Origin of the sequence: Pseudomonas sp. OTU750018, assembly GCF_011636575.1 — a bacterium.
In the GTDB taxonomy this organism is placed as follows: Bacteria; Pseudomonadota; Gammaproteobacteria; order Pseudomonadales; family Pseudomonadaceae; genus Aquipseudomonas; species Aquipseudomonas peli.
Genome location: NZ_JAAPAU010000001.1, coordinates 855,445 through 877,273, shown reverse-complemented (window position 1 = coordinate 877,273; position 21,829 = coordinate 855,445). Strand labels below are relative to the sequence as shown.

The following is a 21,829-nucleotide window of genomic DNA, read 5'->3' as shown; positions in this document are numbered from 1 at the left end:
GAGATAACAAGATGGTGCAAACCGATCAGTTTGTTGTGGGGGCCGATCTTGAGGGACTGCCGGTGGGTCAGGCGTTGCGTCTGGCGAACCGTCACGGACTGATTGCTGGCGCGACGGGCACCGGTAAAACCGTGACATTGCAACGCTTGATCGAAACCTTCAGCGATGCTGGCGTCGCGGTGTTTGCCGCCGATGTGAAGGGTGATCTCTGCGGTCTGGGGGCGGCTGGCGCACCGCAAGGCAAAGTGGCCGAGCGCATTGCCAGCATGCCCTGGCTTAACCATCAGCCGATGGCCTACCCGGTAACCCTGTGGGATGTGCACGGCAAGAGCGGCCATCCACTGCGCACCACGCTGAGCGAAATGGGGCCTTTGTTGCTCGGCGCGCTGCTGGAGCTGACCGACAGCCAGCAGGCTGCACTCTATTCCGCGTTCAAGGTGGCAGACCGTGAAGGGTTGTTGCTGCTTGATCTTAAAGACCTCAAAGCGCTGCTGGCACACTTGAAAAATCACCCCGAGGTTTTGGGGGATGACAGCGCCTTGTTCACGTCCACCTCATCGCAAGCCTTATTGCGCAAGTTAGCCGGTTTGGAACAGCAGGGCGCCGAGGCACTCTTTGGTGAGCCGGCACTGCAGCTGGAAGACATTCTGCATCCAGACCGCGATGGCCGCGGGCGCATTCACCTGCTCGACGCCAGCCGCCTGGTGCATGAAGCGCCGAAGGTCTACGCGACCTTTCTGCTCTGGCTGTTGGCTGAGTTATTTGAGCAGCTGCCGGAGCGCGGGGATGCTGATAAACCGCTTTTGGCACTGTTTTTCGACGAAGCGCACCTATTGTTTGCCGATACCCCGAAAGCCTTGCAGGAACGCTTGGAGCAGGTGGTGCGACTGATCCGCTCAAAAGGCGTCGGGGTGTATTTCGTCACCCAATCGCCGGCCGATTTGCCAGATGATGTGCTGGCGCAGCTTGGCCTGCGTATTCAACATGGCTTGCGTGCGTTTACCGCGAAAGAGCAGAAATCGCTGCGCGCGGTGGCCGATGGCTTCCGTCCGAATCCGGCCATCGACACGCTGACGGTGCTTACTGAACTGGGTATCGGTGAGGCCCTGGTTGGTACGCTGGAAGCTAAAGGCACGCCGGCCATGGTTCAGCGTGTTGCTGTGGCGCCGCCGCAGTCGCGTATCGGTCCGTTGAGTGAAAGCGAGCGAGCAGCGTTGATCCAGCAGTCCGCGTTGCGGGTGCGCTATGACAAGCCAATCGACCGTGAGTCCGCCTATGAGTTGCTGACTGCGCGTGCAGAGCAAGCTGCGCAGCAGGCAGAGTCCAATAAACCGAGTTCAGCGAGTAAGAGCGAGGTCGGAGGCGGTATGGCCGGTGCTGCGGGCGAGCTGCTTGGCGGTTTGGCCAGCCAAGTGATGAAAACCGCCATGCGCCAGGCGGCCAATCAGATTGGTCGGCAGCTGGTACGTGGTTTGTTGGGGTCGCTGATGGGCGGTAAGCGGCGCTGAAGGCGTGGCCATCCAGTTAGGGATGGCCACGCTATCTGACTGATGCGGCGGGGCGTCAGCCAGCTGCTTCGTCGGCCTTGGATTGGAGCTCTTTTTCGATTTTTACCAGTTCTTTTTCAAACGCTTGGTCGAGAAGGTTAGCCTTCTTGCGCCACGGCTTGCGCTCGGGGTCCGGTTGAGCGGCGTAGGTAATCACTTCTCCGCCGTATACATCCTTGTAACGCTGCGCCTGGCGCTCGAGTTCGGCGCGCAGTTCGTCTTTCGTCACGTAGTTACCCATGGTCTTGAACAGAATAGTGGCTGGATGCCAGGCATAGGGCCTGGGCACTTGAGGCCGCCAAACAGGTTTAGTTCGCGCATTTAATAAGCGTGGCCAATAGTGTTGATGACTATTGCCGCGCCTGTTTGCCCTTTTATTGTGGATTACCTGAACGAGTTGTCAGGTTTGTTAAAGGGCTAATTAGGCTGCGCCCGGCAATTATGGCGAAGCCAAGTTAAATGTCCAGCGTGCTTAATTGGCAGGTTGTAGACCGTAACGCTGCACGATGGTTGCAAGCTGGCCGTTATTACGCAGTGTGTTCAGCCCGCGATTAAAAGCCTGGAACTTTACTGGGCTGACTCGTTTGCGGGAAAAACCAATGCCGTATGAAATTGACGTCAAATGTCCGGCGTTACGCAGCGCGTAGAGATATTCATGCTCGATCAAGTGACGAGCAACATCGCGATTAAGTAATACCACACCCTTTTCACCAAAGCGCCCAGCATTAAGCATCAGGAGCAGACGATGGTTGTTGGTCACCAATTTAATGTCGACATCCGGGGTGTTTTTCAGGCTTTCCTGCAGGACGAATGAAGTTCCGGACGGTCCGTATACGCCGATCTGGCGACCACGCAAATCATCGGGTTGAGTGAATTGAAAGTGATTTGAACGCAGGGTGTAAAAGTCGTAGCCGGAGGTCACCATCATGGGGGTGATTAGAAATGCCTTACGCCGTGCAGGCGACTGAATCACAGTGAAAATACCATCAACCTCACCGTCTTCGGCTTGTTGCAAGGCGCGCCGCCAAGGCAATACTTCAATTTCGCAATGCCACTGCAAGAGGCTACAGGTTGCATTAACTATCTCGGGCAGCGCGCCGCTGGCAATACCGCCGCGCGAAAAACTGAACGGTGGGAATTCCTCGGTTACAAAGTGCACCGTTTCGGCTGCAGCCGGGACGGCAGTTATCAAGGCCGTGACGAAAAACAATGCATGGCGTAACAGCACGACTTAATCCTTTAGTTGCGATGAACGCTCGCGGGTCTGCATGACCTAGTGTTTCTGGTGTGTACAGGGAACATTATTAACCGCGTCTGCGCGTAATTGCCTAGTGTCCTTTTGTGCCAGCGAAATGAACGATGTATTACGCATAGCACCCTGCATTGCCAGTGCGCGCCTAGCTGACTGGTAACACCTTGCAAACTCTATGCAATTGAGTAAATCCGTGTGCCTCCCTACATTTGCGCCCGCACCAGTGAGTCCCTGTTAGTGCTGGATCAATCCGGGTCATGGTCACTGGATCGCGGTCGTCAATCAGACCGCTCACGGCTGCTTATGGAGAACGTTATGCGTAAGTCGATGCAAATGGGTGTGCTGGGGTTGGTACTGATCGGCCTGGTCGGTTGTGAGGCGGCTGAGCAGTCTGCGCAAAAGCTGGCTCAAAAGGCCGAACAAGCCGTGGTGGATGTCGCCCGCGAAGCGGTTGATGAGACGGTGAAAGAGCTCAATAAGCAGGTGGACGAGGTGCAGCAGTCAACCAATGAGTGGTTGGGCGAGCCGGTTGATGAGGCTGAGCCGCAACAGCCTGAGCAGCCGGCAAGCGAGCTGGCGGAGCCCGCTACCGAGGCTTGATGCGAGGTTGTTAAGGGGCCTTGTTGAGTGCTTCACAGCTGGCGGCATAGCGTTGCTGGCAGGCGCTCTGGAACAACGCTTTGGCCTGGATCGGGTCGCGCGGCACGCCTTGTGCGCCCTTGAGGTAAAGGTTGCCAAGGATGTGTTGAGCCATCGGGTTGCCACCAGCGGCTGATTGGTTGAGGTACTTGAGCATCAGTTGGGGGTTGTTGAAGTCTGGATTGTCGCGGCCGGTGTACAGGTAGGCCAGGCTCACGGCAGCCATGGCATGGCCTTTGTCGGCGGCGAGTTTCCACCAGTACTCAGCCTGTTTGAGGTCCTTGTGCGGTTTGCCGACGAAGTACAGGCTGCCGAGCTGGAACTGACTGTTGAGGTCGCCCCGGTTGGCCTGGCTGCGCAGGTTGGCCTCGTCGACGCTATTTTCGCTTACCGCAGCGGTTGTCTGGGGCGGCGGGGCGTTACGGCTTTGCTCTGACTGGTTGGCGCAGCCGACCAGTAGCATTCCTGCGCAGAGCAGTATTGCCAGTGAACGATGGCTTGGCAGCGGTTTGATCATGCGGATGGCTGCTCCCTTAAATATGGCGTTGAGGGTTAAGTCGAACCTGAGACGGTTAAACACCAGACTGCAGGCTTACCGGTAAGTTGCGCGTTGTCCGAGGGCTGTCGCAGGCGCGAGCGTCGGGCGCAGTTGCGGAATCCATATCAGTTTGTCGCCTGCAGCGTTTCGCTGCTGCGCCAGAGCTGCGATTCTTGTTCATTCTTGCGCCCCAAGCCATCGAGGTCCCCATGCAGATCAGCTCCAACTTCGACAGCGGCAATATCGAGGTCATCGACGCCAGCAACCCACTGCAGGTGCAGCTGGCGATTCGTCCGGATCTCAACAGTGAACATTTCCAGTGGTTCCACTTTAAGGTCGAGGGCTTGCAGCTTGGTCAGCCTTACGGCTTTAGCCTGGGCAATGCCGGGCAGTCGTCTTACAAGAATGCCTGGATCGGTTACCACGCCGTAGCCTCTTACGATCAGCGCGACTGGTTTCGGGTGCCCAGCCGCTTTGAGGAGGGCGCGCTGAAGTTCAACATTGAGCCGCAGCATGGGCAGATCTGGTTCGCCTATTTCGAGCCATACAGCCGCGAGCGCCATAGCCAGTTGATCGAGGATGCGCAGCGTTTGGCGGGCGCCGAGCTGTTTGCCACGGGTAAGAGCATCGAGGGGCGGCCAATCGAGTTGCTGCGCATCAGCCGTAATCCGCAGGCGCTGCGCAAGATCTGGCTAATCGCCCAACAGCATCCCGGCGAGCATATGGCCGAGTGGTTTATGCAGGGTCTGCTTGAGCGTCTGCAGCGGCGCGATGATGTCGAGCTGAATGCCCTGCTAGATAAGGCCGATTTGTACCTAGTGCCAAACATGAATCCGGATGGCGCCTTCCGTGGCCATCTGCGTACCAACGTCGCCGGGCGCGACCTTAATCGCGCCTGGCAGTCAGCCAGTGAGGCGGACAGCCCGGAGGTGTATTTCGTCCAGCAGCAGATGCGCGCGGTGGGCGTCGATCTGTTTCTGGATATCCATGGCGATGAGGAAATTCCTCACGTGTTTACCGCTGGTTGCGAAGGTAATCCGGGCTACAGCCCGCGCCTTGAGCGATTGGAAAACCAGTTCCGCCAGTTATTGATCGAAACCGGCGCCGAGTTCCAGACCACCTTCGGCTATCCGCGCGACGAACCGGGCCAGGCCAATACCACCCTGGCCTGCAATGCGGTGGGTATGGAGTTTGATTGTTTGGCCTTCACCATCGAGATGCCATTCAAAGACCACGATGATCGGCCCAATCCGCTGACGGGTTGGAATGGCGAGCGGTCGATGCAGCTGGGCAAGGATGTGCTCAGCGTTGCAGCCGCCATGGTCGGGCAGCTGCGCGATTAGCAGGACGCTGGCGGGCAGGGTTGTTTGTCCTGCCCGCCAAGGTTGTCGCTAAGGTCGCTTTAGCCGCGGTAGTAGCGCTGCGGCACAAACGGGGTTTTGGCCACTTTCATCGCCACGCGCTTGCCGCGCACCATGGCCCATACCTCGGTATCCAGGGCAATATGGCTGCTCTGCACATAGCCCATGGCTACCGGCGCAGCGAGGGTTGGGCCGAAGCCGCCACTGCATACGGTGCCGATCACAGTGCCATCGGCATCGACAATTTCTGCGCCTTCACGTACCGGTACACGTTCCTGCGGCAGCAGGCCGACGCGCTTGCTGGCAACGCCTTCTTGTTGCTGGGCGAAGATTCGCTCGGCACCTGGGAAGCCGCCAGCACGGGCGCCATCGGCACGACGTGGCTTGGACATGGCCCACAGCAGGCTGGCCTCGATCGGCGTGGTGCTGGTGCTCATGTCGTGGCCGTACAGGCACAGGCCGGCTTCCAGGCGCAGTGAGTCGCGCGCGCCAAGGCCGATGGCGGCCACTTCCGGTTCGGCCAGCAGGCTGCGCGCCAGGGTTTCGGCGTGGGTGGCCGGCACCGAGATTTCAAAGCCGTCTTCGCCGGTGTAGCCGGAGCGGCTGACGTAGCAGTCGACACCCAGCAGGCGCACCGGGGCGAATTGCATAAAGGTCATCTTGGCGACTTCAGGGGCCAGGCGCGCCAGCACGTCGACAGCTTTCGGGCCTTGCAGGGCGAGCAGGGCGCGGTCGAAACAAGCTTCGATCTGGCACTGGCTGGAGATCTGCAGTTGTAGGTGCATGAGGTCCTTGTGCTTGCAGGCTGCGTTGACCACCAGAAACAGGGTGTCGTTGCCCAGGTTGGCGACCATCAGGTCGTCGAGGATGCCGCCCTGGTCATCGGTGAACATGGCGTAGCGCTGCATGCCCACGGGCAGGTCGATGATATCCACTGGCACCAGGCGCTCCAGGGCCTGTGCCGCCTGCGGGCCGCGCAGAATGATCTGGCCCATATGCGAGACGTCGAACAGGCCGGCGGCCTCGCGGGTGTGCAGGTGTTCCTTCATCACCCCGAGCGGGTACTGCACGGGCATGTCGTAGCCGGCGAACGGCACCATGCGCGCGCCAAGTTCAAGATGCAGGGCATGTAGCGGGGTTTTCGCCAGGGTTTCAGTGGTCATGCGGTTCTCCATGTCGGTAAAGGTTGTTTGTGTAGGCGCGAGCTAAAAGCGTCACGTCTACAGGCTGTATGGGATGCCGTGTCAGCACTCGACAATATTCACGGCCAGGCCGCCGCGGGCGGTTTCCTTGTACTTGTTGTTCATGTCGGCACCGGTCTGGCGCATGGTGCGGATCACTTTATCCAGCGAGACGAAATGCTGACCGTCGCCGCGCAGGGCCATGCGTGCGGCGTTGATCGCCTTCACCGAACCCATGGCGTTACGTTCGATACAGGGCACCTGCACCAGGCCGCCAATGGGGTCGCAGGTCAGGCCGAGGTTGTGTTCCATGCCGATTTCGGCGGCGTTTTCTACTTGATTGACGCTACCGCCAAGGACTTCGCACAGGGCGCCGGCGGCCATCGAGCAGGCCACGCCGACCTCGCCCTGGCAGCCGACTTCGGCGCCGGAGATCGAGGCGTTTTCTTTGTAGAGGATGCCGATGGCGGCGGCGGTGAGCAGAAAGCGCACCACGCCGTCGTCGTTGGAACTTGGGATAAAGCGGCTGTAGTAATGCAGCACCGCCGGCACGATACCAGCCGCGCCATTGGTCGGTGCGGTGACCACGCGGCCGCCGCTGGCATTTTCCTCGTTGACCGCCAGGGCGTAGAGGTTGACCCAATCGAGCACGCTCAACGCATCGCGCAGCGCGGCTTCGGGGTTCTTGCACAGCTGACGGTGCAGGGCTGCGGCGCGGCGTTTGACCTTGAGGCCGCCGGGCATGATGCCTTCGTTGCGGCAACCGGCTTCGACGCAATCCTGCATTACCTGCCAGATATGCAGCAGGCGCGCGCGGGTCTCGGCTTCCGGGCGCCAGGCGGCTTCGTTGGCCAGCATCACCTGGCTGATCGACAGGTTGTGTTCGGCGCAATGCGCCAGCAGCTGTTTGCCGGTGGTAAAGGGGTACTGCAGTACGGTGCTGTCTTCGACAATGCGGTCAGCTCCGGCGGCTTGTTCATCGACCACGAAGCCGCCGCCCACCGAGTAATACTCGCGCGAGCGGATCTGCAAACCGGCGGCGTCGAAGGCGCGAAAGATCATGCCATTGGGGTGAAAGGGCAGCGGCTTGCGGATCATTGCCAGGTGCTGCTTTTCTACAAAGTGGATAGCTTTTTCGCCGAGCAGCTTGAGTTCGCCGCTGCTGCGAATCGCCGCCAGACGGGCGTCGACGTTACTGGTGTCGACGCTGGCCGGCTGTTCGCCTTCCAGGCCGAGCAGCACGGCTTTGTCGCTGCCATGGCCCTTGCCGGTGGCGCCGAGGGAGCCGTATAGCTCCACTTTCACGGTATCGGTGGCGGCCAGTAGCTCATCGCGGCGCAGGCCTTCGGCAAAGCGCAGGGCGGCCAGCATGGGGCCGACAGTGTGCGAGCTGGACGGGCCGATGCCGATCTTGAAGAGGTCAAAAACGCTAAGTGACATGCTTGCTCCGACTGCGTGTTTTGCTGCCGCCCTTATGGGGCGGCGGTAATGCGGTGCGCTGGGTAACCGCGCCGCGAGTGGCAAAATTGCGTGCTGTCTTAGTTAGCGTAGACCGGGAAGCTGGCGCATAGGTCCGCAACCTGACCGCGAACGCGCTCGATCACGGCTGGGTTTTCCAAGTCGTCGAGGATGTCGCAAATCCAGCTGGCCAGGGTGCGGCACTCGCCCTGCTTGAAACCGCGGGTGGTGACTGCCGGGGTGCCGATGCGGATGCCAGAGGTGACAAACGGCGACTGCGGGTCATTCGGCACGGCGTTCTTGTTCACCGTGATATGCGCCGCGCCCAGGGCTGCGTCGGCTGCCTTGCCGGTGAGGCCTTGCTTGATCAGGCTGACCAGCATCAGGTGGTTGTCGGTGCCGCCGGAGACCACGTCATAGCCGCGTGCAACGAACACCTCGGCCATGGCCTTGGCGTTGTTGATCACCTGCTGCTGGTAAGTCTTGAAGCCTGGCTCCAGCGCCTCCTTGAAGCACACCGCCTTGGCCGCGATCACATGCATCAGTGGGCCGCCCTGGCTGCCGGGGAACACGGCGGAGTTGAGCTTCTTCTCGATCTCTTCATTGGCCTTGGCCAGGATCAAGCCACCGCGCGGGCCGCGCAGGGTTTTGTGGGTGGTGGTGGTGACCACATCGGCAAACGGCAGCGGATTCGGATACAGACCAGCGGCCACCAGGCCAGCGACGTGAGCCATATCGACAAATAGCAGCGCACCGACCTTGTCCGCTATGGCGCGGAAACGGGCGAAATCCAGGGTGCGCGAATAGGCGGAGAAACCGGCAACGATCATCTTCGGTTTGTGTTCGACGGCCAGGCGCTCGACCTCGGCGTAATCGATCAGGCCTTGCTCGTCGATGCCGTACTGCACCGCGTTGTACAGCTTGCCGGAGGACGACACCTTGGCCCCGTGGGTCAGGTGGCCGCCGTGGGCTAGGCTCATGCCGAGGATGGTGTCACCAGCATTCAGCAGCGCCAGGTACACCGCGCTGTTGGCGGAAGAACCGGAGTGCGGCTGCACGTTGGCGTAATCGGCACCGAACAGCTGCTTGGCGCGTTCGATGGCCAGGGCTTCGACCTTGTCGACATGCTCACAACCGCCGTAGTAACGCTTGCCTGGATAGCCTTCGGCGTACTTGTTAGTCAGGCCGCTGCCCTGGGCCTGCATCACGCGCTGGCTGCAATAGTTCTCCGAGGCAATCAGCTCGATATGGTCTTCCTGGCGCTGCTCTTCGGCGTTAATCGCAGCGAGCAGGGCGTCATCGTAGCCTTGCAGTTGGTCGTGCTTGCTAAACATGGTGAGGCCCTCTGGTTTTTATATGAGGTGCAGCTAACCCGCCTCGGGTAGAGGTGAGTCGAAAATTGGGGAGAAAGCAGTCCTGCGGCCCGGAGGTGTTCCGGGCCGCAGGCTGTTATCACGCGTCCTGATACGCCTCGATGGACGGGCAGGCGCAGATCAGGTTGCGGTCGCCGAACACGTTGTCCACGCGGCCGACCGGTGGCCAGTACTTGGCCTCGATCAGGCTGGCCACTGGGTACACGGCTTGTTCGCGGCTGTAGGCGTGAGTCCACTCACCGACCAGTTCCAGTGCGGTGTGTGGGGCGTTTTTCAGCGGGTTGTCGTTGGCATCCAGCTGGCCAGCTTCCACCGCACGAATTTCGTTGCGGATGGCGATCATGGCATCGCAGAAACGGTCCAGCTCTTCCTTGGATTCGCTCTCGGTCGGCTCGATCATCAGGGTGCCGGCAACCGGGAAGGACATGGTCGGGGCGTGGAAGCCGAAGTCGATCAGGCGCTTGGCCACATCGTCAACGCTGATGCCGCTGCTGTCCTTGATCGGGCGGATGTCGAGGATGCACTCGTGCGCCACCAGGCCGTTGCTGCCCGAATACAGCACGGGGTAGTGCTCTTCCAGGCGGCGGGCGATGTAGTTGGCGTTGAGGATGGCCATTTGCGAAGCGCGTTTGAGGCCTTCGCCGCCCATCATGCTGATGTACATCCAGGTGATCGGCAGAATGCTGGCGCTGCCGAACGGCGCGGCGCTGACCGCACCTTCCTTGCGGGCCATATGGCCGTGGCCGGGCAGGAATGGGATCAGGTGTTCTTTCACGCCAATCGGGCCGACACCTGGGCCGCCACCGCCGTGCGGGATGCAGAAGGTCTTGTGCAGGTTCAGGTGGGACACGTCGCCGCCGAACTTGCCCGGGGCGCACAGGCCGACCATGGCGTTCATGTTGGCGCCGTCGATGTACACCTGGCCGCCGTTGTCATGAATGATCGCGCAGATTTCGCGGATGCCTTCCTCGAACACACCGTGGGTCGACGGATAGGTGATCATCAGCGCAGCCAGGCGGTCTTTGTGCTCTTCGGCTTTGGCCTTGAGGTCGGCGATGTCAACGTTGCCGCTGCTATCGCAGGCGGTCACCACCACGCGCATACCGACCATGCTGGCGGTGGCCGGGTTAGTGCCGTGGGCCGATTGCGGGATCAGGCAGATGTCGCGCTGATCATCGCCACGGCTCAGGTGGTAAGCACGAATGGCCAAGAGACCTGCGTACTCGCCCTGGGAGCCGGCGTTCGGCTGCAGGGAGATGCCATCGTAACCAGTGGCTGCGCAGAGCATGGCTTCCAGTTCGGTGGTCAGCTGGGTGTAACCCTGGCTTTGCTCGGCAGGGGCGAAGGGGTGCAGGTTGCCGAACTCGGCCCAGGTCACCGGGATCATTTCGCTGGCAGCGTTGAGCTTCATGGTGCAGGAACCCAGCGGGATCATGCTGCGGTCCAGCGCCAGGTCCTTATCGGCCAGCTTGCGCAGGTAGCGCATCAGCTCGGTTTCGCTGTGGTAGCGGTTAAATACTGGGTGAGTGAGGATTTCGCTTTCGCGCAGCAGGCCTTTTGGCAGCTGAGCGATTACGCCGGCAGCCAGTTCAGCGAAGGCTGGAACAGCTTTGCCTTCGGCGAAGACCGCCAGCAGGGCTTCAACGGCGACTTGATCGGTGGTCTCGTCGAGGGACAGACCCAGACGCTCGCCGTCGATTTCACGCAGGTTGATACCTGCTGCGCGTGCAGCAGCGTGCAGAGCTGCGGTTTTGCCGCCGGTGGCCAGGGTCAGGGTGTCGAAGAAGAATTCCTGCTCAACCGTGTAGCCCAGAGCGCGCAGGCCCTTGGCCAGAATTGCAGTGAACTGGTGCACGCGCTGGGCGATCTGGGTCAGGCCTTTCGGGCCGTGGTAGACGGCGTACATGCTGGCGATGTTGGCCAGCAGCACCTGAGCGGTACAGATGTTACTGGTGGCCTTCTCGCGGCGGATATGTTGCTCGCGGGTCTGCATGGCCAGGCGCAGGGCCGGCTTGCCGAAGCGGTCAATGGACATGCCGACCAGACGGCCCGGCATATCGCGCTTGAATGCATCGCGGGTGGCGAAGTAGGCGGCGTGTGGGCCACCGAAGCCCAGCGGCACACCAAAGCGCTGCGCACTGCCCAGGGCCACGTCGGCACCGAATTCGCCCGGCGCGGTCAGCAGGGTCAGGGCCAGCAGATCGGCAGCTACGGCTACCAGGGCGTTGGCGGCGTGGAAGCGTTCCACCAGCTCGCGGTAGTCGAAGATATCGCCATTGCTCGCCGGGTATTGCAGCAGCGCGCCGAAGTAGGCGCTGGCGTCGGTGATGGCGGCTTCGTCGCCGATGACCACTTCAATGCCCAGCGGTTCGGCACGGGTGCGCAGCACGTCGAGGGTCTGTGGGTGGCAATGCTGCGAGGCGAAGAAGGCGTTGCTGGCCTTGTTCTTCGACAGGCGCTTGCAGAAGGTCATGGCTTCGGCAGCGGCGGTGGCTTCGTCCAGCAGCGAGGCGTTGGCGATCTGCATACCGGTGAGGTCGCTGATCAGGGTCTGGAAGTTCAGCAACGATTCCAGGCGGCCCTGGGAAATTTCTGGTTGGTACGGGGTGTAAGCGGTGTACCAGGCCGGGTTTTCCAGCAGGTTGCGCAGGATCGGGCTCGGCGTGTGGGTGCCGTGATAGCCCTGACCGATATAAGTTTTGAACTGCTGGTTCTTGGCCGCAATGGTCTTGATCTTGGCCAGGGCGTCGGCTTCCGACAGGCCCGGCAGAGAGCCCAGCACGCTGGTGCCCTTGATGCTCTCGGGGATGACGTTATCGGTCAGCGCGTCGATGCTGGCGTAGCCGAGCAGTTCGAGCATGGCCTCGGTATCGGCATCACGTGGGCCGATGTGGCGGGCGACAAATTCGTTCTGGGTGGTCAGCTTGGTCATCACAATCTCTCAGGCGTCAGCATTGGCGTTGAGCAGGCGCTCGTAGGCGGCCTGGTCGAGCAGGTCGTCTACCGCGCTGGCATTGGCTGGACGGAAACGGAAGAACCAACCCTTGCCCAGGGGATCTTCGTTGACCAGCTCAGGGCTGGATTCTAGCTCGCCATTGACCTCGACCACCTCACCGTCCAGCGGCATGGCGATATTGCTCGCAGCTTTTACCGATTCCAGCACCGCTACTTCGTCACCCTCGGCGTAGCTCTGGGCTTCCGGCAGCTGAACGAATACCACGTCACCCAGGGCTTCCTGGGCATAGGCGGTGATGCCCACGGTAACCAGGCCATCGGCATCCTGACGCAGCCATTCGTGCTCGACGGTAAAACGCAATTCGCTCATGTGTACTCCTCAAGGGTGGTGACTCGCCCTTTCTGCTGGGGGCGATGTGCTGGACGCGCGTGCTGGGCACGAGCGGAAGTTGAAAAGACCATAGCAAAGTAGGTGCCATTGTTATTTTTATCAATAAAAACAATAACTTAAGTGATTTTAGTTGGTGTGGGTTTTTGTTGATGTGTATTGAATTCAATACGCCGCTGATCGGCGCGTTCGCCACGCGCTGCGCAAAGGCTCTGGTGTCGTGGGTTGAACGGTTTGTGTCGCTTTCATTACGGTGTATTTAAATCGATACGTTTTTTTGTTGGGCTTGCGGGCTGTGTTGGAGTCACGGCGCCTGGAGGTGCAGGCAGCAACGTCAGCAGTGGTCAATACGTAACGGGTCGTCACTGTCATTCATCCGCCCTATAAAGCGCCATTGAACGGGTCGATGGATCGGCGGCGGGGCGGCTTTTTAGGGGCGTATTCACTCTTTTGGCTGACAGGGCAAATACCTCTTTCGGGCGCTTATCCCACTCATGGTGGCTGGGTAGCGTGGAGGCTCAACACGAAACCCGCTTTCCAGGAGAGCCGCATGAGAACAAGAACAAGACATGCCATCTTCCAGCCCAGCGTTTTGGCGATTGCCATTGCTGTTGGCTGTGTCGCGCCTGTCCAGGCTATTACATTCAATATTGGTGATGTCGAAGCGCAGTTCGATTCTTCACTTTCGGTGGGGGCCAGTTGGAGCGTGCGCGGTGCCGATCCTGACTTTATCGGCACGCGCAACGGCGGCAAGGCGTCCTCTCAGACCAACGATGACGGCCGCCTGAACTTCAAGAAAGGCGAAACCTTTTCGAAGATCTTCAAAGGCATCCACGACCTTGAATTGAAGTACGGCGATACCGGCGTGTTTATTCGCGGCAAGTATTGGTACGACTTCGAGACCAAGGACGAAAGCCGTCTGCTGTATGACATCGACGACCACAACCGCAAGACAGCGGCACAAGCCTCCGGCGCGGAAATTCTCGATGCCTTCATCTATCACAACTACAACCTGGGCAGCATGCCGGGCAGTGTGCGGGTCGGTAAGCAAGTGGTCAGCTGGGGTGAGAGCACCTTTATCGGCAACTCGATCAACTCGATCAACCCCGTGGATGCTGCAGCGTTTCGCCGGCCTGGTGCGGAGATCAAGGAGGGGCTGATTCCGGTCAATATGCTCTATGTCTCGCAGAGCTTGACCGACACCGTCAGCATGGAAGCGTTCTACCAGCTGGAGTGGGACCAGACTGTTATCGATAACTGCGGGACGTTCTTTGCACCCAGCGATACGGCCGCCGATGGCTGTAACGACCGCCTGGTGGTCGCAGGGGCTGACGTCGCGCCTGACGCGTCAAAAAACACCGGTGCGCCGGGTAATCCTGTGTTCATTCCGCGTGGTGGGGATCGTGATGCGCGCGACAGTGGGCAGTTCGGCGTTGCCCTGCGCTGGTTTGCCGAGTCGCTGAACGACACGGAATTCGGGCTGTATGCGATGAATTACCACAGCCGTACCCCGAGCGGCAGCATCATTGTCGGCACCGGGGCGCCACAGGCTGCCCGCTACTTTCTGGAGTACCCGGAAGATATTCGTCTCTACGGCGTCAGTTTCCAGACCAACGTCGAAGGCACAGCGTTGTCGGGTGAACTCAGTTATCGGCCCAACATGCCAATTGGCATCAACTCCACGGACATGACCTTTGCATCTCTGCGCCAGGGATTTTCACCGGTATTTACCAGCGGTCATGGGCGCAATGCCGTGGGTGAGGAAGTGGCCGGTTACGTGCGCAAGCCAGTGACCCAGGCGCAAGTCTCGGCGGTGCAGTTTTTCGACCGAGTGCTCGGAGCCAGTCGCCTGACCCTGGTGGGCGAGGTGGGTTACAACCATGTCAGTGGCATCAGTGATGATCTCGGCGAGCTGCGTTTCGGTCGCGATCCGGTCTATGGCATTGGTCAGCTCAACCCCAACACGACCTGTACGGCAGGGGTGAACACCGCCAACCCTGACCAGTGTAATGACGATGGTTTCTTTACCAGCAGCTCCTGGGGCTACCGTCTGCGCGCCAGTGCCGATTACAGCAACGTCTTCGCCGGGGTCAATCTCTCGCCAAGCATTGCCTGGTCGCATGACGTCGATGGCTATGGCCCCAACTTCAGTGAAGGCAGCAAGGCGGTGAGCCTGGGCCTGAATGCTGACTACCAGAACACCTACAACGCCAGCCTCAGTTACACCGACTTCTTTGGTGGGGATTACAACACCAACGTCGACCGTGACTTTGTTGCCCTGAGCTTCGGTGTGAACTTCTGATCAACGCAGTGCAAAAGGATCCGTACACCATGAAAAATACAAGAATCCTGCAAGCTGGGGCGCTGCTGCTGACCCTGTTAGCCAGCAGCGTGATGGCCGCAGTCTCGGAACAAGAGGCCGCTCAGCTGGGGACCAGTTTGACGCCGCTGGGCGGAGAAATGGCTGGGAATGCCGATGGCACTATCCCGGCCTGGGACGGTGGTCTGTCTACCAGTGCGGCAGCGGTCGACGCCAAAGGGTTTCTCGCTGACCCTTTTGCCAGCGAAACGCCGCTCTTCACCATTACCGCAGCGAATGCCGAGCAGTACAAAGACAAACTCTCCGCTGGGCAGATGGCGATGCTCAAGCGTTACTCGGACAGCTATACCATCCCGGTATACCCCACCCATCGCACTACATCCGTACCCGCTGCGATCGGCGAGGCAGCCAGGGTCAGTGCGGTCAATACCACGCCCGTTGACGGCGGGAACGGCCTGCAGAACTTCAATGCCAGCCGCTACTACGCCTTCCCCATTCCCAAAACTGGGGTTGAGGTGATTTGGAACCACATCACCCGTTACCGGGGCGGTAACACCCGTCGCGTGGTGACTCAGGCCACGCCGCAGACCAATGGCTCATACAGCTTGGTGAAGTTCGAGGACGAGGTGGCCTTCCCGGCGGACATGCCTGATCTTGATCCGGCCAAGGGCAGCAATATCCTGCTGTATTTCAAGCAGCGGGTGACTGCGCCTTCACGTCTAGCGGGTAACGTGCTGCTGGTGCACGAGACCATTGATCAGGTGAAAGAGCCGCGTCTGGCCTGGATCTACAACGCCGGTCAACGCCGAGTACGCCGCGCACCGCAGGTGGCTTACGACGGCCCGGGTACTGCTGCTGACGGCATGCGCACGGCCGATAACTTCGATTTGTTCTCGGGCGCGCCGGATCGGTATGACTGGCAACTGGTCGGCAAAAAGGAAATGTACATTCCCTATAACAGCTACAAGCTGGATTCGCCGGCGCTGTCGTACGACGACGTGATTAAGGCCGGGCACATCAACCAGGAGCTGACACGCTACGAGCTGCACCGCGTCTGGGAAGTGGTTGCCACGTTGAAGAGCGGCGAGCGGCACATCTATGCCAAGCGTCATATGTACATCGACGAGGACAGCTGGCAGATCGCACTGGTTGATCACTACGATGGCCGTGGTCAGCTTTGGCGTGTTGCCGAAGGACATGCGCAGCACTACTACAACCATCAAGTGCCGGGCTACACCCTGGAAGCGTTGTATGACCTGGTGGCCGGTCGTTACTTGGCTCTGGGCATGAAAAACGAAGAGAAGTCGGCGTATAACTTTGGTTTCAAAGCCACCGCTGCCGACTACACGCCAGCCGCCTTGCGCAGCTCCGGCGTTCGTTAGGCCGCACACTGCACGAAATACTCCGTGATTGGGCGGCCTTCGGGCCGCCTTTTTTATCGTTGGCCATCACCTCTCGTGATAGAGCTGTGAGCGATAGGTGTTGAGGTTTAGCCTGCAGCAATCCGGTTCCTGCAAGAACAATAAAACGAGCCGTCATGAACGCATTAGCGCCTTTCCCGCAAAGCGCCACAGCGTCCGCGTGTGGCGGCGTACAGCGCCCGCCACCTGGGCATATCGCTCGGCTATCCCTGCAGCAGCGGCTTTTGTCGCGCGACTGTCGCCTGCGCTTGCTGGTCGGTCCGGCCGGCTTTGGTAAAACCGTACTGCTGGCAGATTGCGCCCGAGAGTGCCCGGCCACGCATCACCTGCTCTGGCTGAGCTGTGCAGGTGAAGGTTTGCATGTCGAACAGCTGGCGCAGCAGCTCGGTAAACTCCTCAATTACCCCGCAGACCTCAGCAGTGGCGAGGTGCTGGAGACTCTGGCTCAGGACTCGCGGCCGCTGTGGATCATGCTCAATGACTACCCGGCGCAGCCGAATCTCGCCCTCGATGCGTACCTCAATCAGCTGCTGATGGTCACCCCCCCTGGCATTTGTTGGTGGCTGGGAAGCCGTCGGCGGCCGGTCTGTAACCTTTCCCGCCTGCTGCTGGAGGGCGAGCTGCTCGAATTGGGTAGCAGTGAGCTGGCCTTCAATGAAGCAGAGGTGCTGGCCTGGCTGCAACAGCTGGACCCTGGCCGAAACGGCTGGGCGCACGCCCTGCATGCGCTGACTCTCGGCTGGCCGGCGGCCTTGCGCTTGGTGCTGTTGGCGGCTCAAGCCGAACCGGCTGCGCTGAGCGCACCGCAGGACGGCGAACATGACCAACTGCTGGTCGAGTATGTCGAGCGAGAGGTGCTGCAAACGCTGCCCGATGAGCTGTTGCGCATACTTGAGCAACTGGCCCAGTTGCCGCGCTTCAATCCGGCGCTCTGTGACCACTTGTTTGGTGTCGGCGAAGGCGCGCAGTGGTTGCGTGCGCTGATTGAGCGTGGCGTATTTATTCAGGAACTTGACACAGCCAAGGGCTGGTATGTGTTGTTCCCACCGCTGGCTCGGCTGCTGCAGCGGCAGGCCATGAATCTGCCGTACAGCGCGTTGCATGTGCATGCCAGTCAGTGGTTTGCCAGTCATGGTGATATTCGCGCAGCGGTAGAGCACGCCTTGCTGGCCGGGCAACCGGAAGTGGCCGGCAGTTTTCTTGAGCGTTTTACCGAGGAGCAGGTGCTGCAAGGGCAGGACCTGGCGCTGATTCTGCGCTGGCGCAGCGAGCTACCCGAGAGCCTGCTGTGCAGCACGCCACGGCTGATTCTGCTGAATGCCTGGGTGCTGCTACTGGTCGGCCGTCTGGATGAAGCGCAGACCTGTATCAATCAACTGGCACGTTTTCAGCCGCGCAACGATGGCGCACGGACCCGCGAGCTGTTCGCTCACTGGCAAGCCATCCAGGGCATCATCGCCTACGGCCGAGTCTGTGCCGTGGATGCTCGCGCCCACCTGCATGATGCCCTGCAAGGGCTGCCGCAAAGTGCGTGGGCGCAGTCGTTGCTGTGTCGTTCGGCATTGACCTTGGTGGCCATTGGCGAAGGTCAGCTTGAGGTGGCACAGAAACTCAGTTTTGAAGCTTTGAAGCAGGCGCGCCTGCATGGCAACCCAGTGTTTGAAGCCCTGCTGGAACTGGACCACGCCCTGTTGCTGGAAACGCGGGGTGAGTTTGCCCGCGCCGAAACGTTGCTGCAGCGGGTGCTGACGGCAACCGCACCGACCGCTTTGCGCAATACGCCGGTACTCGCCCGCCTGGAGCTGCGCCTGGGGCGGTTGCTACTGCGTCAGGGGCATGCGGACGAAGCGGCTGCGCTGCTGCACCCAGGCCTGGAACATGCCCTTGCCTGTGGCGATCCAGGCGCGTTTCATGGCTACCTCGGCCTGGCCGAGTTGGCGATGGGGCAGGGTGATATGGCCACAGCCTTTGCTCACCTTGGCCAGGCTGAACGACAGATGCAGCGTCAGCGCGTCAATGAAACCCTGTACCGCGGCACCCTGTTGTTGGCCAGCAGTCATCTGTGGATTGCCCAGGGCCACTATGCGCGGGCGCGCGTCGCGGCGACTCGGGTGTTGAGTTATGAGCAGCGGGTTAAAGCGGTGTTGCCGACGCCGAACTTTCCCGAGCTGATTCCGCGGTTTCAAGCGTTATTGCTGCAATTGGACCGCATGCAGGGTGAGGATGTGCGCGAGCCTCTGCGGCAGTTGTTGGCGCAGGTGGCCGAGCAGGGCAGGCAGGCCCTGGTCAGCGATTTGTGGCTGAGTTATGCCGATGCCTGTGCGGCCTGTGACGATAAGACGGGTGCCGAACAGGCTCGGCAAACCGGCCAGGCACTGCAGCAGCGCCTGGGCTATCGACGTCCATGGTTCCGCGTGAAGAGCCCGGTGGAGGGCACGCCGTCTGCTGTGACCGTCGCCAGCAGCAATGCGCTGAGCAGCCGTGAGTTGGCGGTGCTCGGGTTGATAGCCCAGGGGCTGTCCAATCAGGAAGTGGCCGAGCAGCTGTTTATATCCCTGCACACGGTTAAAACCCATGCGCGCCGAATCAACGGCAAGCTGGGTGTGGCGCGGCGCACTCAGGCGGTGGCCAAGGCCAAGGCGTTGGGCTTCTTCTAGTGCAGCGCTGGGCTGGCGCTGAGCAGGCGTAGGCGTTGGCTGAGTTGCAGGTGCTGTGCCGGGTCATCGCTGAGCAGCAGGGCGCACTGCAGATCGAAGCGCTCGCCCTGTGGGCAGTCGAGCCGTTGATAAATCTCTGCGCGGGCCAGGTGGTCCTGCAATGTCGGCGTGCCGAGCTGCAGCGCGCGCTCGGCATCGCGTAGCGCGGCCAGCGGATCATCGTCCAGTTGATGCAGTTGCCGCAGGTTGCGCGACAGGCGCTGCAACATGCTGCGTGCGTCGCAAGGCTGCAGTTGGCTGGCGTTTAATTCGGCAGTCGGCCCCAGATGGCGTTGCAGCAGCTCGCGGCACTCGCGGGTATACAGCCGTCGGCCGCTGCAAGGGTCGAGTAGATGATCGGCGCCGGGTACGCGCAGCAGAAAGTGCCCGGGAAAATTGACTCCCTGTAATGGAATCTCCAGGCGCCTGGCCAGCTCCAGTGCCAGTAGGGCCAGAGTGAGCGGCTGGCCGCGGCGGCGCAACATCAGCTGATCCAGCAACGCGGCCCTTGGCCGTAGCGGGCGTTCGTCGTCCTCATGGAAGTCCAGCTCACTCAGCCGACGCAGCAGCGGTTGCGCCAGCTCCTGCAGCGGCAGGTTAGGCAACCCCTGACTGACCTGCTGCTGCAAACCGTTGAGCCGTTGCAGTACGTCGGTCGGTTGCAGCGTGGGCTGGTGTTCCACGGCAATCCACAGCGCAGCCTCAAACAGCGCAGGTGGTGTTTGTTCCAGGCAGGCAAGGCAGGCAGCGCGTGGGCTCATCACATTCTCCCAGGGTCTCTGGCTTTGTAGTCAAGCGCCTAACCTTCGTCCAGTACATTGTTGTTTCAGGGCTGTGCCAGTGTAGCTGCTGTGTTGTTGAACAAGGACGCCAAGCATGCCTGCAACCCTTCGCCGTTACACCCTGATCGTGCTGATACTGATGAGCCCTGTGCTGAGCGCGGCACAGGCTTCGCAAGCGCCGCTCCTGGCTCAAGAGTTGTCAACCTACCGGCTGCTAACGCTGTTTCACTTATTGCGTTTGGAGCAGGGGTCACCTGACGTGCAGGCACGCCTGGAGACAGAAGTTCAGCATTTCGCCGGTTTGTTAACTGCGCACCCTGAGGCGTTGCCAGCCCCGTTGCAGCAACAGGCGCAGCATTTTCAGGCGGTGTTGCTGAACAATGCCCGGTTGAACTACGAAGCGATTGATTTTTATGCCCTCGATACGCTGTCGCAGAGCGCCCATGACCTGCTGCAACTCAATCGGCAGCAGCAGGCGTTAGCGCCGTCCGCATCACCGACGTTGGACCTGCGTCAGGCCATCCTGATGCAGCAAATTGCTGCTGAGTATGTGCGTGAAGCTGCCAGTTTTGACTCCGGCTCGGCGGTGTACGACAGCGCGCAGGAACGCTTTGAGCCTGTGGACGTGCTGGCCAAGGCCTTTCGCCGGCGGCTTGAGCAGCTGCAGCCAACCCTGGCCGGCAGTGCCGAGCAACGTAAAAAGTGGGGCCAGGTGCAGGTGATCTGGAATTACATTGAACAGCCGCTGCTGGAATACCGCGAGCGCTCGCTGCCCTTTGTCGTGAACCGCTACAGCGAACAGATTGTCGCCCTGCTGGTGAACTGATCACCGGCGGGGTGTGATCAGCCGTGCTGCCTATACTGATGAGCAACGCAGTAGCGGAGCGACAGCATGTTTACCCTGATGGAAAGCGCTCGGCTGGAGTCGCTGCATTTTGCCGATGACCCGGCCACAGGCCTTAAGGCCATCATTGCCATTCACAACAGCCGCCTTGGCCCTGCGCTGGGCGGTTGTCGATACCTGCCCTATGCCGATGAAAAGAGTGCCGTGGACGATGCGCTGCGGCTGGCCAAGGGCATGAGTTATAAGGCCGCGCTGGCCGGCTTGGCGCAGGGCGGCGGCAAAGCGGTGATCATCCGTCCTGCGCATGTCGACAATCGTGGCGCGTTGTTTGAAGCCTTCGGGCGCTTTATCGACACCCTTAACGGCCACTACATCACCGCGATGGACAGCGGTACTTCCAGCGTTGACATGGACTGCATCGCTCAGCACACCCCGCATGTCACCAGCACCACGGCCGAAGGAGACCCTTCACCGCATACGGCGCTGGGCGTGTTTGCCGGTATCCGCGCAACTGCCCTGGCGCGCCTGGGTAGTGACAACCTGGAAGGTTTGCGGGTAGCGATTCAGGGGCTGGGCAATGTTGGCTTTGCGCTGGCCGAGCAGCTGCATGCTGCGGGGGCCGAATTGTTGGTCAGCGACTTGGATCACTGCCGCGTTCAGCTGGCAGTTGAACAGCTGGGCGCGCGGCCTGTGGCCAGCGAAGCCTTACTCGCCACGCCGTGCGACATCCTGGCGCCATGCGGGTTAGGGGGTGTGCTGAACAGCACAAGCGTCGGGCAACTGCGTTGCTCGGCAGTGGCGGGCGCGGCGAATAACCAATTGGCCAGTGCCGATATTTCCGACAGCCTGCAGGCGCGGGGGATTTTGTATGCGCCGGATTATGTGATCAATGCGGGCGGCTTGATCTACGTGGCGCTGAAGCATCAGGGGGAGCCTCTGCCGGCAATCACCGCGCATTTGACGCAGATCAGCCGGCGGCTGACCGAGATATTCGGCCATGCCCAGGCCGATAAGCGCTCACCGGCAAGGGTCGCCGATGCGATTGCCGAGCGCTTGTTGTATGGCTGAATGTGG

The 21,829-nt window shown here is 60.6% G+C and carries 16 protein-coding genes and 2 pseudogenes; 9 read left to right on the top strand and 9 right to left on the bottom strand.

The features are described 5' to 3' along the window. The first annotated feature begins 11 nt into the window (after positions 1-11). The gene (locus tag HCI85_RS04265) at positions 12-1,508 is read left to right on the top strand and encodes a helicase HerA-like domain-containing protein (RefSeq protein WP_167142329.1); all 1,497 of its coding nucleotides are present in this window, start codon (positions 12-14) and stop codon (positions 1,506-1,508) included. A 55-nt stretch (positions 1,509-1,563) separates the two neighbouring features. Here the strand turns inward: HCI85_RS04265 and HCI85_RS04260 are convergent, their stop codons facing one another. Both HCI85_RS04260 and HCI85_RS04255 read right to left on the bottom strand, forming a co-directional pair. Then, positions 1,564-1,776 carry a hypothetical protein gene (locus HCI85_RS04260; protein ID WP_090251216.1) on the bottom strand — a complete coding sequence of 71 codons (213 nt, stop codon included), beginning with the start codon at positions 1,774-1,776 and terminating at the stop codon, positions 1,564-1,566. A 243-nt stretch (positions 1,777-2,019) separates the two neighbouring features. After that, complete coding sequence (locus tag HCI85_RS04255; RefSeq protein ID WP_241693728.1) at positions 2,020-2,775, bottom strand: substrate-binding periplasmic protein; 756 nt, start codon at positions 2,773-2,775, stop codon at positions 2,020-2,022. Between the two features lie 339 nt (positions 2,776-3,114). Between HCI85_RS04255 and HCI85_RS04250 the strand changes: the two genes are divergently transcribed. Next, positions 3,115-3,399 (top strand): hypothetical protein, encoded by a 285-nt coding sequence (locus HCI85_RS04250; protein WP_167142326.1) that lies wholly within the window; start codon positions 3,115-3,117, stop codon positions 3,397-3,399. Positions 3,400-3,409: 10 nt separating this feature from the next. Here HCI85_RS04250 and HCI85_RS04245 read toward each other — a convergent pair whose 3' ends face one another. Beyond that, complete coding sequence (locus HCI85_RS04245) at positions 3,410-3,955, bottom strand: tetratricopeptide repeat protein (RefSeq protein ID WP_167142323.1); 546 nt, start codon at positions 3,953-3,955, stop codon at positions 3,410-3,412. 230 nt (positions 3,956-4,185) lie between these two features. Here HCI85_RS04245 and HCI85_RS04240 point away from each other — a divergent pair, with 230 nt between their 5' ends. After that, positions 4,186-5,319 carry a M14 family metallopeptidase gene (locus tag HCI85_RS04240; RefSeq protein WP_167142319.1) on the top strand — a complete coding sequence of 378 codons (1,134 nt, stop codon included), beginning with the start codon at positions 4,186-4,188 and terminating at the stop codon, positions 5,317-5,319. A 59-nt stretch (positions 5,320-5,378) separates the two neighbouring features. Here HCI85_RS04240 and gcvT read toward each other — a convergent pair whose 3' ends face one another. The 5 genes from gcvT to gcvH all read right to left on the bottom strand — a co-directional run bounded on the left by gcvT (position 5,379) and on the right by gcvH (position 12,674). Then, positions 5,379-6,500: a glycine cleavage system aminomethyltransferase GcvT gene (gene gcvT, locus HCI85_RS04235; RefSeq protein ID WP_167142316.1), complete on the bottom strand. Its 1,122-nt coding sequence runs from the start codon at positions 6,498-6,500 to the stop codon at positions 5,379-5,381. Positions 6,501-6,581: 81 nt separating this feature from the next. Further along, positions 6,582-7,958 (bottom strand): L-serine ammonia-lyase, encoded by a 1,377-nt coding sequence (locus tag HCI85_RS04230; protein WP_167142313.1) that lies wholly within the window; start codon positions 7,956-7,958, stop codon positions 6,582-6,584. A 98-nt stretch (positions 7,959-8,056) separates the two neighbouring features. Next, the gene (gene glyA, locus HCI85_RS04225; RefSeq protein WP_167142310.1) at positions 8,057-9,310 is read right to left on the bottom strand and encodes a serine hydroxymethyltransferase; all 1,254 of its coding nucleotides are present in this window, start codon (positions 9,308-9,310) and stop codon (positions 8,057-8,059) included. Between the two features lie 118 nt (positions 9,311-9,428). Then, a complete protein-coding gene (gene gcvP, locus HCI85_RS04220; RefSeq protein WP_167142307.1) occupies positions 9,429-12,281 on the bottom strand; it encodes an aminomethyl-transferring glycine dehydrogenase in 2,853 nt (950 codons plus the stop codon). Positions 12,282-12,290: 9 nt separating this feature from the next. Next, complete coding sequence (gene gcvH, locus HCI85_RS04215; RefSeq protein ID WP_167142304.1) at positions 12,291-12,674, bottom strand: glycine cleavage system protein GcvH; 384 nt, start codon at positions 12,672-12,674, stop codon at positions 12,291-12,293. A gap of 568 nt (positions 12,675-13,242) precedes the next feature. Here gcvH and HCI85_RS04210 point away from each other — a divergent pair. The 4 genes and pseudogenes from HCI85_RS04210 to HCI85_RS21195 all read left to right on the top strand — a co-directional run. Further along, positions 13,243-14,994, top strand: coding sequence for a DUF1302 domain-containing protein (locus HCI85_RS04210; protein WP_167142301.1), 1,752 nt, complete (start codon positions 13,243-13,245; stop codon positions 14,992-14,994). 29 nt (positions 14,995-15,023) lie between these two features. Beyond that, the gene (locus tag HCI85_RS04205; protein WP_167142298.1) at positions 15,024-16,394 is read left to right on the top strand and encodes a DUF1329 domain-containing protein; all 1,371 of its coding nucleotides are present in this window, start codon (positions 15,024-15,026) and stop codon (positions 16,392-16,394) included. A gap of 155 nt (positions 16,395-16,549) precedes the next feature. Continuing rightward, positions 16,550-18,775: pseudogene (locus HCI85_RS04200) on the top strand (hypothetical protein); the annotation flags it as partial. A 129-nt stretch (positions 18,776-18,904) separates the two neighbouring features. Beyond that, positions 18,905-19,090, top strand: a pseudogene (locus HCI85_RS21195) (response regulator transcription factor); the annotation flags it as partial. On the opposite strand, the gene HCI85_RS04195 reads toward HCI85_RS21195, so the two are convergent. Continuing rightward, positions 19,087-19,890 (bottom strand): transglutaminase family protein, encoded by an 804-nt coding sequence (locus tag HCI85_RS04195; RefSeq protein ID WP_167142292.1) that lies wholly within the window; start codon positions 19,888-19,890, stop codon positions 19,087-19,089. The pseudogene HCI85_RS21195 and the gene HCI85_RS04195 sit on opposite strands and share 4 nt — an antisense overlap. A gap of 115 nt (positions 19,891-20,005) precedes the next feature. Between HCI85_RS04195 and HCI85_RS04190 the strand changes: the two genes are divergently transcribed. Then, on the top strand, positions 20,006-20,737 hold the full coding sequence (locus HCI85_RS04190) for a hypothetical protein (protein ID WP_167142289.1): 732 nt from the start codon (positions 20,006-20,008) through the stop codon (positions 20,735-20,737). A gap of 66 nt (positions 20,738-20,803) precedes the next feature. Then, a complete protein-coding gene (locus tag HCI85_RS04185) occupies positions 20,804-21,823 on the top strand; it encodes a Leu/Phe/Val dehydrogenase (protein WP_167142286.1) in 1,020 nt (339 codons plus the stop codon). Positions 21,824-21,829 lie beyond the last annotated feature (6 nt).

Coding starts and splice junctions, on each gene's coding strand:
- HCI85_RS04250 (WP_167142326.1), top strand. CDS start 3,115: ATGCGTAAGTCGATGCAAATGGGTGTGCTGGGGTTGGTACTGATCGGC.
- HCI85_RS04185 (WP_167142286.1), top strand. CDS start 20,804: ATGTTTACCCTGATGGAAAGCGCTCGGCTGGAGTCGCTGCATTTTGCC.
- gcvH (WP_167142304.1), bottom strand. CDS start 12,674: ATGAGCGAATTGCGTTTTACCGTCGAGCACGAATGGCTGCGTCAGGAT.
- HCI85_RS04210 (WP_167142301.1), top strand. CDS start 13,243: ATGAGAACAAGAACAAGACATGCCATCTTCCAGCCCAGCGTTTTGGCG.
- HCI85_RS04230 (WP_167142313.1), bottom strand. CDS start 7,958: ATGTCACTTAGCGTTTTTGACCTCTTCAAGATCGGCATCGGCCCGTCC.
- HCI85_RS04245 (WP_167142323.1), bottom strand. CDS start 3,955: ATGATCAAACCGCTGCCAAGCCATCGTTCACTGGCAATACTGCTCTGC.
- HCI85_RS04195 (WP_167142292.1), bottom strand. CDS start 19,890: ATGAGCCCACGCGCTGCCTGCCTTGCCTGCCTGGAACAAACACCACCT.
- HCI85_RS04240 (WP_167142319.1), top strand. CDS start 4,186: ATGCAGATCAGCTCCAACTTCGACAGCGGCAATATCGAGGTCATCGAC.
- gcvT (WP_167142316.1), bottom strand. CDS start 6,500: ATGACCACTGAAACCCTGGCGAAAACCCCGCTACATGCCCTGCATCTT.
- gcvP (WP_167142307.1), bottom strand. CDS start 12,281: ATGACCAAGCTGACCACCCAGAACGAATTTGTCGCCCGCCACATCGGC.
- glyA (WP_167142310.1), bottom strand. CDS start 9,310: ATGTTTAGCAAGCACGACCAACTGCAAGGCTACGATGACGCCCTGCTC.
- HCI85_RS04190 (WP_167142289.1), top strand. CDS start 20,006: ATGCCTGCAACCCTTCGCCGTTACACCCTGATCGTGCTGATACTGATG.
- HCI85_RS04205 (WP_167142298.1), top strand. CDS start 15,024: ATGAAAAATACAAGAATCCTGCAAGCTGGGGCGCTGCTGCTGACCCTG.
- HCI85_RS04265 (WP_167142329.1), top strand. CDS start 12: ATGGTGCAAACCGATCAGTTTGTTGTGGGGGCCGATCTTGAGGGACTG.